This is a genomic window from Pseudomonas sp. MD195_PC81_125, from assembly GCF_014060985.1.
GTDB classification, from domain to species: domain Bacteria; phylum Pseudomonadota; class Gammaproteobacteria; order Pseudomonadales; family Pseudomonadaceae; genus Aquipseudomonas; species Aquipseudomonas parakoreensis.
Map to the genome: position 1 here is coordinate 1 of NZ_JABULD010000071.1, position 10,975 is coordinate 10,975.

Below are 10,975 nucleotides of genomic sequence, written 5' to 3' on the forward strand. Positions count from 1 at the left end.
CCAGCTCCCACACGTTTTGCGGTGCTCACAAATCCCTGTGGGAGCTGGCTTGCCAGCGATGACGCCCGAACAATCACCAAACATCCTGCCTACCTGTGATGTGCAACAGGCCGGCGTTTTTTATAGGGCAGGCTTAGATCAATAAGTGACTAAAACCTGCCCCTTCCATGAAATCCGCTCCCGCAGGCTGCGATCTTTTGACTTTTGAAGATCAACAGATCGCAGCCTTCGGCAGCTCCTATACAGAGCGGGTCAGAACTTGTAATTGACCCGCGTGTACAGCGTCCGCCCGAACGGGTCGCCGTACTTCGGGTCGTAGCCGCTCTGGAAGGTGTAGGTCTGGTTGCTGAACGGTGGCTCGCGGTCGAACAGGTTCTTCGCACCGAGGGTCACGCTCAGGGTTTTGCGCCAGGTGTAGGTGCCGGCCAGATCCCAGACGTTGTACGAGCCGACGTAATCGTGAGTCTCACGGTCGGAGTCGTGGTAACCGCTGGTGTAGCGGTTGGTCAGCGCCACCCCGTAGGGACCGTAGTTCCAGCTGCCGGTCAGGCTGTGGCGCCAACGAGCCACAGCGCCGGCCGAGGAAAAGTCGCCGCCACGAAAATCGCCGAGCTTGTCGATGTAGTCGCCCTTGAGTTGCTGCTGATACTCGTAGCGGCTGACATAGGTGCCTTGCAGGCCGATACCGAAGTTGCCGTACGGGGTGCTCGGCAGGCGGTAATCGAAGCTGACATCGACACCATTGGTCTTGATCTTGCCGAGGTTGGCCAGCCCCGTGACGATGTGATCAATGGAGCCGTCAGGCTTGCGCACCAGGCGATCCGGGTACAGTTCCGGGTTCTCGAATACCGCTGACTCGGGGAATTCGGCGATCTGGTTGGCGATGTTGATCCACCAGAAGTCCAGCCCGGTGCTCAGGCGCTCGAATGGCTGATAGACGAAACCGAGGGTGACATTGCGCGCGGTTTCCGGGCTCAGGTCCGTGTTGCCACCGGTGCGGCTGTAAAACTGCTGGGCGCAGTCGCGGTTGGCGATACCGCCGTTGCTCGGATGGCCACCGGCACACAGTCGCGGGTCGTTGTAGTTGGCGACGGTGAACGTGGTGAAGTTCGGGTTGTACAACTCGTACAGCGACGGCGCGCGGAAACCCTCGCTGTAGGCGCCACGCACCACCAGCTCCTTGAACGGCTGGAAGCGGAACGAGTATTTCGGGTTGGTGGTGCTGCCGAAATCGCTGTATTTGTCGTGGCGCACGGCGGCGGACAATTCCAGGCTGTCGAGTACCGGCACGTTGACCTCGGCGTATTGCGCCGAGACGCTGCGATCCCCGGCGACGCTGGCATTCGGATCGACACCCAGGCTTTGCACATCAGCGGCGAACTGGGCGAAGTCCTGGTGGAAATCTTCCTTGCGGTATTCGCCACCCAGCGCCAGCGCCGACGGGCCGGCGCCGAACCAATCGCCAATTTCGCGGCTCACACGCCCGTCAATCGCCTTCACCCGACCGACCGCCGTCGAGTAATCGCCGTCTACCGTGCTGGCCGCCAGCAACGCCTGTCCGGCAGCGGTCTGCGCGCCAAACGGGTTGATGATGCCATTGGCGATACCGGCACTGACGGCGCGGTCGTTGACGTAGCCGGCCTCAATGGCATTCACCACTTTGTTCTGGTTGTACGACGCACCGACGTTATAGTCCCAACCCACCACGCTGCCATCGAAGTTCAACAACAAACGCTGGCCAGTGTTGTCGTCTTCATGCTGGCGCGCGCCGACGGCGGTTTCTCGCCAGTTCACATCCACAGGTTGCGTCGGGTCGAGGGCGAAGCCGTTGGGGCCGGGGGTAATGCCGTTGCCGGGATAGAACGTCGTGCCGGGATTGACCTGATTGCCCATCAAGGTGCCAGGGCCGATCTGCGTACGGTTTTCGTTGCGTGCCCAGAAGTATTCGAGGCTGACGTTATGGTCATCCGCGAGCTTGCCGGTGGCTTTGGCGAACGCCGAAGTCTTCTCGGTTTCCGGTACCAGATCGAGATAGTTCCACAGGCTCTGGCGGCAAATACCGTTGCGTGCCAGCAATCCCGGCGCGTTGCAACCGGAACCGGCCAGCGGATTGGTGGCATTGCGGCCCTGACTCCAGTTCGCCGGCGATGCGGTGCCGGAGGTGTAATCGAGACCGCGTCCGGGCTGATAGTTGTAGGTGTAGCCACGATCCTCGGCAGCCAGGCGTTGCTGCTTGTCGTAACTGACCACACCGAACACGTTGAAGCGGTCATTCTGCAAATCGCCAAAGCCCCAGCTGCCACTGAAGTTACGACTTTCACCACCGCCGGCATGAGTCGGCGTGTCGTAGTTGGTGCTGAGCTGGCCTTCGGTGAGGCTGGTCTTGGTGATGAAGTTGATCACCCCGCCGATCGCATCGGTGCCGTACAACGCCGAGGCGCCGTCACGTAGCACTTCGACGCGATCAATGGCGGCGAACGGAATAGTGTTCAGGTCAACCCCGGACCCATTGATCGCGTTGGTCGCGTTGTTGCTCAGGCGCCGGCCATTGAGCAGCACCAGCGTCTTGTTCGGGCCGATGCCACGCAAATCGGCATACGACGCCCCGCCGCTGCTCGAACCCACTGAGCGGCCGGAGCCGACCGAGGACTGGTTGGCGGAAATCCGGCTCACCAGTTCTTCTGTGGTGCTCACGCCCTGCTCGCGCAATTCTTCAACTCGCAGGATTGTGACCGGCACCGCGGTTTCCGCATCGACCCGGCGAATCGCGGTGCCGGTGACTTCGACCCGTTGCAGCTGGGTCGTGGGTTCGTCGGCAGCAACTGCCGGCAAGGTATTGATCGCCAGCAGCAAGGCCAGGCTCAAACGGGATCTAACGGGTGAAAAATGGATCATGAACAGCCATCCCTGCGTTTTGGTTTATGCAGGGATGTGCAATGGACAGCAGGGTTTTATAGAGCCCGATTTAGACCGTTGGGTGATGAGGTTATGCAAAAAAACCAGCTGTGTATCAAACCAGTTCCATCTCCCTCAGCAACCGGGTATCCAGCCCAAACCGCTCCTGAGAAACCATCCTGAACTGGCCCTCCGCCAATTCGCAGCTCACCAGCAAATTCCACGAATGGCGGGTTGCCGCCGAGGGGATCAGTACAAACGGATGTTCTGCCAATAACGAATCGGCAAACAGTTGTTGATTGGGTGAAGGTTTGGCGGGGCTCAACCAGTAAGGATTCGGCACTTCCCCAGGCTGCACTATTTTCACTTTTGCTTCGTTGATGACCTCAAAACACGTGAGTACATAGGGTTCACTGTCCAGCGCATCAAAGCTGTGATTGGCTGCCACCTCCAGAATGGCCGACGACGGATCGACCGATGCATAAACGACTCGTCGTCCGGGTTTGTTCCATCGGCCACCATTGAGATTTGAACCCATCCCGCTGTCCCAAGTCCCGCCATAAACCTCGGGATCCAGCCGCCAGGCATACCAGTGCTCGTCCCAGGGCAAGGGATTCATGTGTAAACCCCGTATATCAGCTGCCCCAGATACTGCTCCACCATCTGAAACCCCAGTGAGTGCCGAATAAACTCCGCGGGGACGCGACCGTTCAGGTAGGTGCTGGGCTTGCGCAGCCACTCCTCGGCCCGTGACTGCCTCCCGAAGGCGCGAGTGGCCTTTTCCAGCACCAAGGCATATTGGTAGGCGACGACGCTCTGCTGCGGGTCAAGCCGTACCGTTTTACCTTCCTTCAGTAATCGGCGTACGGTGCTGACCGACTTGCCGGTGATGCGTTTGACCATGTCGCCTTGCAGATAAAGCTCAGAGGTTGAAAGCATGTTGACGACATCGTTCAGCTCAAAACCTTCATCGGTCAGGTCAACGATCAGAAAGGCATCGTCACCTATGTTCCGGCCATTCACGAGCAAGTCGACAGGTCTGCCCTCGGCCCTCTTCACCCCCGTCAGCCGGGGTACCTTGACGCTGGGCATCGTGACCTCCTCCATGGGGCATCTGGCACGATCGGTGCGCCAGTGAAGGCGATGGGAATAAGCAGGCGTTTCGTATTCGAGGTGGGGAGTTCGCATAATCCATCCGTTATCAGAGGCCTGAGCGTCCAAGCCGTTTACGACTTCAATGTCAGCTCCGATGCTATAGATCGCGCTTCCGACGACCAACCTGAGAATGTCGTCGGAAATATCCCCGCTTCTGCGAAATCCAGACCTGTTTCCGTAGGACATTACCCACGAATACCGTGCGCTCAACTGCCGAAGTGATAACTCACATCCAGCCACCACTGCCGCCCGTACGGGTCATAGTTACCGGTCGGGTAATACGGCCAGCCAGCCGAGTCATCGTGTTTGATCTGGTTGAGCACGTTGTTCACGGTCAGCCCGACGCTGGCGCGGTCATTGAGTTTGTATCGCGCACTGGCGTTGAACACCGTCCACGGCGACAGGCGCCCGTCACCCGCGCCGTTGGTCACCGACCCATAGCGAATGCCCATCAGCGTCGCCGTGGCCTTCTGGTAATCCCAGGTCAAACTGGCGTTGACCTTGCTGCGCCAGTCGTAATTGGTCCGCGATGTGCGCCAGTCCTGGGTCGGCGCCTCGTCCGACTCTTTATAGAAATGCGAAAGCACCAGGGTATAGCCCAGCGCCGAACTGAACGCACCGTACTGGCCGGCGCCCCAGCGGATATTGCTCTTGAGGTCCAGACCACTGACCCGCTCGCTGGCGGCGTTGATCGCGTTGACCCGCACCCGTTGCAACTGATTCGGATCGATGGCGGCATTGCCCGGGTTGCGGTCGATGCGCGCCAGGGTCGACTGGCAGTTGGCCGAGTTGATGTCCTGGGTGCCGTTGCGGCATTCGTTCTCTTGCTGCAACAGGCGGTTTTCATCGACGGTGGTCAGCAGGTCATCAATCTCTACGCGCCAGAAATCCGTGGAGAAATCGAAATTGCGCGACGGCGACCAGACAAACCCATAGGTCCAGGATTTGCCGCGCTCGGACTCAAGGTTCGGGGTGCCGCTCTGGGTGTAATCGACCCGCCCGCGATCACACGCGCCCTGCACGCCCTGGCTGCAACCGTAGTAGTCGATCTGCGCCGGGTAGTACCCGTTGCTGTCGGACTGGTAGATGTAATTCAGATCCGGCGCGCGGAAACTGGTGCCGTAACTGCCGCGCAGCAACAGGCTGGTGATCGGGCGCCACTCCAGCCCAAGGTTGTAGGTTTTCTGCTGCTCGCTGCGGCCACTGAATTTGTACTGGTCCCAACGTCCGGCAGCAGTGGCCAGCACGGTGTCAGTGACCGGAATGCTGAACTCGCCACCGGCGGCGTAACGCTTGCGCGAACCACCGGAACTTTGTGCCGGGCTCACACCATAGAAAGTGCCGTCATTCAGTCCGTCGTCCGGGTCGACGCGATACTCCTGCTTGCCCGCTTCCAGCACCCCGGCAAATCCGACCGGGCCGGCCGGCAGGTCAAACAGGTCACCGTTGATCGACGCGTTGTAGCTGGTGGAAACCGACTTGCTGCGCTGTGTCAGGTTGCTGCGAAACTGCTCCCACTCTTGTGGCGTCAGCGGACGATCGAGACGCGAGGCGTCCGGGGCGAACACCGGATAACCACCACTCACGCCCAATTGCGGGCCGAGGTAGAAATCCTGAATCGATGACAGCGGCGTGTAGCGCGTGGTGCGAACACTGCGATATTCCGAGCGGTTGGCCGCCAAGTCATAACGCCAGCCGGTGTCGGCGATCTTGTCCGAGAGGCCGAGGGTGCCGGTCCACGACGTGTCGGTCCATTTGCTGTTGTTGCTGGTGCGGCCACCGATTTCCTCTTCGCCGTAACGGCGATACCAGCGCTCGAGATTGCCGCTGTTCTGGTTGATGAAGTCCGGCGAAGTGAACGTCGGGCCACGGGTGTTGTTCTGAATGTGATCGAGGCCATACATCAAGTCGGCAAACACCTGACCGCTGTCGCTGAAGTGCCAGGTGCCACGGGTGTAGCCGTCGTAATTTTCCTTTTGCGTCTGAATGGTCCAGTAATCGTTGTACATCTGATCGGTGCGGCAACGTCCGCCGTTGTTCAACAGCTTGTTGTCGAAGGTGCCTTGATAGGCGCCGCAACCGGGGCCGAGGTAGCGGTTATTGCTCAGGTCGCGACGGTAACCGACGTCCGCCAGCGGGCCGCTCTGCATGAAGCCGCGATCATCGGCCCAGATCGGATCTCGGTTGGTCAGCTCCAGGCCGAACAAGCCGTCGAAGTCGCCCCAACTGCCGCCGCCGCTGATTTGCAGGCGCTGATTGTCGCCACCGCCACGCTCACTGGTACCGCCCTTGAGATTGACGTCGATGCCATTGATCTGCTTCTTGAGAATGATGTTGACCACCCCGGCAATCGCGTCAGAACCGTAGATTGCCGAAGCGCCGCTGCTGAGAATTTCGATGCGTTCGATGACTGCCGAAGGAATGTTCGCCAGGTTGGTGAAGTTGACTTTGCCGTCGTACGGCGTCGGGTAATCGGCGACGCGCCGGCCGTTGATCAGCACCAACGTGTGATTGGGGCCAAGGCCCCGCAGGTTGATCGCGCTGGCCGCCGGTTGCCAGGTGTTGCCGTAGTCCTCGCCCTGGGTCATGCCGGTGTTTTGCGTCTGCGTCGCCAAGGCGTCATAGACGTTCTTGTAGCCGCGCGCTTCCATCTCTTCGTGGGTGATGACGTTGACCGGGGTCGCGCCATCGCTCTGTGCACGAGCGATTCGCGAGCCGGTGACGGTGACTTTTTCCATGCGGTAATCGGCGCTGGTGGCCGGGGCCGCGACGCTGACTTTGGCCGCTACCGGCGTACTCGCTGCGCCTTCGCGCACGCTCAGGCCCTGGGCACTTTGCTCGACATGCAAGCCACTGCCGAGCAACGCTTTCTCGACCGCCTGACGCCCGCCCAACGCACCGCGCACGGCACTGCTGCGTTTGCCCTCCACCAGATTCTGACTGAAGGAAATCGGTACGCCGGTCTGGCGCGAGATATCCAGCAAAACCTCATCCAGCGGGCCGCTGGCGATGTCGAAGGTGTAGACCTGGGCCGCAGAGTCCTGCGCATACACCGCGATCGGCACCAGCCCCATCGCCAATGCGGCGGCGAGAGTCAGGCGAGGTAATTGTTGTTTGAATGAAATCATCAAGGGCTTCCCTGTTGAAGGCGTCTGCAGGGAATGAGCAGCGGGCCGGCGCTTTTTATAGGGCGGCGATTAGGCCAAGAAGTCATAAACCTATAACCGGACTCCACACACATTTGTGTAGGAGCTGCCGCAGGCTGCGATCTTTTTTGATTTTCGCTTTTAAAGATCAAAAGATCGCAGCCTGCGGCAGCTCCTACAGGGTGTTAGGTGGAATTGAGGGTTCGATGCTGACCCAGTAAGGGTTGTGCCATGTGACGCGAATCGGCAGCGAGCGCTCCAGCAATTGCAGAGTGCGGTCACTGTCGTCCAGCGGATAGAGACCGCTCAGGCGCAGATCGGCCACATCGGGACTCAGGTGCAGAATGCCCCGGCGATAGCGACGCAGGCTGTCGATCACTTCGCTCAGTGGCCGGTCGCGCACTTCCAGGCGACCTTGCACCCACGCGCTTTCCTGTCCGTTGCTGTGCTCCAGCGCCAGAATGTCCTGAGCGTTGAACAGCAGACTCTCCCCCGCCTCCACCACTTGCCGTGCACCGCCGGCGGTGACCACTTCGACCTGCGAATGCAGCATCACCAGCCGCGTAAAATCGTCGCCCTGTTGCACGAGAAATTTAGTGCCCAGCGCACGCATCCGACCGTGCTCGGTCTCGACCACGAATGGCCGCGCGGGATCCTTGGCGACGTTCACCAGCAACTCACCCGAGCGTAACGCCAACAAGCGTTGAGTCGCATCGAATTGCGCCACCACCCGCGTGCGGGCATTCAGACTCAGTGCACTGCCATCTTCCAGGGTAAAGTCGCGCCGCTCGCCGGTGCCGGTCGCTAACTCCCCCGCCTCCGGCAGCCAGCCGTAGCGACGCCCGAGCAATCCGGCCAGCACGGCAATCCCGAGCACACTCAGGCTACCGCTGAGAAAACGCCGACGACTCGACGGCGCATTCAGGCTGTGCAGCAGACTGTTGCGGGGTAGCCTGCGCAAGTCCGGATGGCGTAGAAGGTTCAAACCGCCGTCCATTTGTTCGATGATCCGCTGATGTCGCGGGTCGGCTGCCCGCCACGCGTCGAACGCCGCACGCTCGCCAGCGCTGGCTTCACCGGACTGCAACAGCGCCATCCACTGCGCCGCCTCATCGATCAACGCGTCGTCCGGCCTCATGCCTGCATCGCCTGATAGCAGCGTTTGAACGCCTCGACCATGTATTGCTGCACCCGACTGGTGGAAACCCCAAGCCGTTCGCCGATTTCGCTGTAAGTCAAACCGTCGAGCTGATGGTAGAGAAACGCCGCTTTGGCCTTGGCCGACAAGCCATTGAGCAGGCGATCGACCGCCAACAGCGCTTCGATCACCAGCGCGCGTTCCTCCGGCGATGGATGCACCGGTTCCGGCGCCAAGGCCAGGCTTTCCAGATAGGCGCGTTCCAGGTCCTGGCGACGCCAGCCTTCATACATCAGCCGTCGGGCGATGGTGGTCAACAGCGCCCTCGGTTCACGAATCGCGGTCGGGTCCGGCAGGGTCAATACCCGCAGAAAAGTTTCCGAGGCGATGTCCTGTGCACTGTGCGGGCAACCCAGCGTGCGGCCAACGGCAGCGCACAGCCAGCGATAGTCCTTTTGGAACATTTGCCCAATCATCCGGTCATGCGGGTTTTGAACATCACCCATGTCTTGCTCCCTGAAACGGGTCCCACCCGCTGCGAAAAACCATCGTTCTGCCGGGATCGTCCGACTCCTGATCTGGCGCGACTGTGCAATAGCGCTGCTTACATTTGAAGTAATAAAAAAATCAGGACAGTCAAACCTTTGAGAATAAGGAGCCTCATCGCCGGGGAAATATTGACTCACACAACGTTGACCGGGATCAGTTGCCAGCGCTGCAGCACTGACTAATCTGCGCGCTCCATCGAATGCCAGGGACGGCTCATCAGGAGCCCACGGCAGCCCTTTCAAGGAAGAAAACCATGCGATCACTGAAGATTATTCTGCTGTCCTCGGCCTTCAACGGCCTGACTCAACGCGCCTGGCTGGAACTGCGCCAGGCCGGGCATTCGCCCAGCGTCGTGGTGTTCACCGACGAGGCTTCGGTGTGCGAACAGATCGAGCACAGCGGCGCCGATCTGGTGATCTGCCCGTTCCTCAAGGACCGCGTGCCGCAAGCGCTGTGGAGCAATCTCCGGCGGCCGGTGGTGATCATTCATCCGGGCATCGTCGGCGATCGTGGCGCCAGCGCGCTGGACTGGGCGATCACCAATGAACTGACAAGTTGGGGCGTGACCGCTCTGCAAGCGGTGGAGGAAATGGACGCCGGCCCGGTCTGGGCCACCTGCGAATTCAATCTGCCGCCGGGCTTGCGCAAGTCCGAGTTGTACAACGGTCGGGTCAGCGATGCGGCGATTCGCTGTATTCGCGAAGTGGTCGAAAAATTCATCGACGGCTTTGTCCCTGTCGCACTGGATTACAGCGATCCCAAAGTCCGCGGCCGCCTGCAACCGAACATGAAGCAGGCCGACCGCACCTTCAGCTGGCACGACTGCTCGCGATTCATCAAACGCTGCATTGACGCGGCTGACGGCCAGCCCGGCGTACTGGCGAGTCTGGCCGGCGGGCAGTATTACGTGTACGACGCGCACCTTGATCAACGCACCGGCATTCCCGGCAAGATCCTCGCGGTGCATGATGACGCGGTGCTGGTTGCCACCGGTGATCACAGCCTGTGGATCGGTTCGTTGCGGCGCAAACCACTGCCCGGCGAAGAAACCTTCAAGCAACCGGCGCGGCACGTGCTGGCCGGGCAACTGGCCGACGTGCCGACGCTCGACTGGTCAATCGCCCGCGAGCCGTTCAATGAGGAGGCGTATCAGCCGATCCGCTACCGTGAATCCGGGCATGTCGGGGGAGCTGACCTTCGAGTTCTACAACGGCGCGATGAGTACCGAACAGTGTCAGCGTATGGTCGAAGCGCTGCGCTGGGCCAAATCGCGGGACACCCGCGTGCTGTTGATCAAGGGCGGGCGCGGCAGTTTTTCCAACGGTGTGCACCTGAACGTGATCCAGGCCGCGCAGGATCCGGGCGCCGAGGCCTGGGCCAATATTCAGGCGATCGACGATGTCTGCGCCGAGCTGCTCAGCGCGCAGCAACTGGTGGTCAGCGGCGTGACCGGCAATGCCGGAGCCGGCGGCGTGATGCTCGCACTGGCCGCCGACATCGTGTTTGCCCGGGCCGACATCGTGCTCAATCCGCATTACAAAAGCATGGGCCTGTATGGCTCGGAATACTGGACCTACAGCCTGCCCCGCGCCGTCGGCCCGACGGTGGCCGAACAACTGACCCAGGCCTGCCTGCCAATCAGCGCCACGCAGGCGCTGCAACTGGGCATGGTCCAGGAGATCGGTCCGCGCTGCCCGGACGAGTTTTCGTTGTGGTTGCTGCAACGGGCCAACGCGACATTGACCGACCCGACCTATGCCGCCGTGCGTGAGCGCAAATTGCGGGTTGATCAGGTACTGATCGAGCAATGCCGGGAAAACGAACTGCAGGAAATGCAGGAAGACATGCTCTACAACCGCAACCAGTTTGCCGAGAAGTGCAGCCACTTCGTCTACAAGCGCAAGGCCTGCGGCACGCCGGCGCGGCTGGTGGAAGACTGGGCGCGGGTGCGCACGGTTGAGTTGGCGGGTTGAGCTTCAGCGCCCACTGAGGCCTCATCGCTGGCAAGTCAGACTCCCACAGGATTCTGCGTCCGACACAGTACCTGTGGGAGCTGGCTTGCCAGCGATGGCGGTGTGTCGGGCGGCACTGG

6 protein-coding genes and 1 pseudogene are annotated in these 10,975 nt (G+C 60.7%); 1 reads left to right on the forward strand and 6 read right to left on the reverse strand.

Annotation, left to right across the window (positions count from 1 at the left end; genetic code table 11):
• Positions 1-252: 252 nt before the first annotated feature.
• From HT737_RS03440 to HT737_RS03465, 6 genes are all read right to left on the reverse strand, one after another.
• On the reverse strand, positions 253-2,895 hold the full coding sequence (locus HT737_RS03440; protein WP_182401457.1) for a TonB-dependent receptor: 2,643 nt from the start codon (positions 2,893-2,895) through the stop codon (positions 253-255).
• Between the two features lie 115 nt (positions 2,896-3,010).
• The gene (locus HT737_RS03445) at positions 3,011-3,514 is read right to left on the reverse strand and encodes an RES family NAD+ phosphorylase (RefSeq protein ID WP_047291422.1); all 504 of its coding nucleotides are present in this window, start codon (positions 3,512-3,514) and stop codon (positions 3,011-3,013) included.
• Positions 3,511-3,987, reverse strand: a complete 477-nt coding sequence (locus HT737_RS03450) for an MbcA/ParS/Xre antitoxin family protein (protein ID WP_182401459.1) — start codon at positions 3,985-3,987, stop codon at positions 3,511-3,513. The genes HT737_RS03445 and HT737_RS03450 overlap by 4 nt, the downstream gene beginning before the upstream one ends.
• Positions 3,988-4,256: 269 nt before the next feature.
• The gene (locus tag HT737_RS03455; RefSeq protein ID WP_182401461.1) at positions 4,257-7,178 is read right to left on the reverse strand and encodes a TonB-dependent receptor; all 2,922 of its coding nucleotides are present in this window, start codon (positions 7,176-7,178) and stop codon (positions 4,257-4,259) included.
• A 193-nt stretch (positions 7,179-7,371) separates the two neighbouring features.
• Complete coding sequence (locus tag HT737_RS03460; RefSeq protein ID WP_182401463.1) at positions 7,372-8,334, reverse strand: FecR domain-containing protein; 963 nt, start codon at positions 8,332-8,334, stop codon at positions 7,372-7,374.
• Entirely contained in the window at positions 8,331-8,840 is a 510-nt protein-coding gene (locus tag HT737_RS03465; protein WP_145598421.1) for a sigma-70 family RNA polymerase sigma factor, read from the reverse strand. The genes HT737_RS03460 and HT737_RS03465 overlap by 4 nt, the downstream gene beginning before the upstream one ends.
• Positions 8,841-9,136: 296 nt before the next feature.
• Here HT737_RS03465 and HT737_RS03470 point away from each other — a divergent pair.
• A pseudogene (locus HT737_RS03470) lies at positions 9,137-10,856 on the forward strand (hydrogenase maturation protein).
• Positions 10,857-10,975: the final 119 nt, after the last annotated feature.

Bases quoted from the DNA above. Each gene is read 5' to 3' on its own strand.
- HT737_RS03440 (WP_182401457.1), bottom strand. From the start codon at position 2,895: ATGATCCATTTTTCACCCGTTAGATCCCGTTTGAGCCTGGCCTTGCTG.
- HT737_RS03445 (WP_047291422.1), bottom strand. From the start codon at position 3,514: ATGAATCCCTTGCCCTGGGACGAGCACTGGTATGCCTGGCGGCTGGAT.
- HT737_RS03450 (WP_182401459.1), bottom strand. From the start codon at position 3,987: ATGCCCAGCGTCAAGGTACCCCGGCTGACGGGGGTGAAGAGGGCCGAG.
- HT737_RS03455 (WP_182401461.1), bottom strand. From the start codon at position 7,178: ATGATTTCATTCAAACAACAATTACCTCGCCTGACTCTCGCCGCCGCA.
- HT737_RS03460 (WP_182401463.1), bottom strand. From the start codon at position 8,334: ATGAGGCCGGACGACGCGTTGATCGATGAGGCGGCGCAGTGGATGGCG.
- HT737_RS03465 (WP_145598421.1), bottom strand. From the start codon at position 8,840: ATGGGTGATGTTCAAAACCCGCATGACCGGATGATTGGGCAAATGTTC.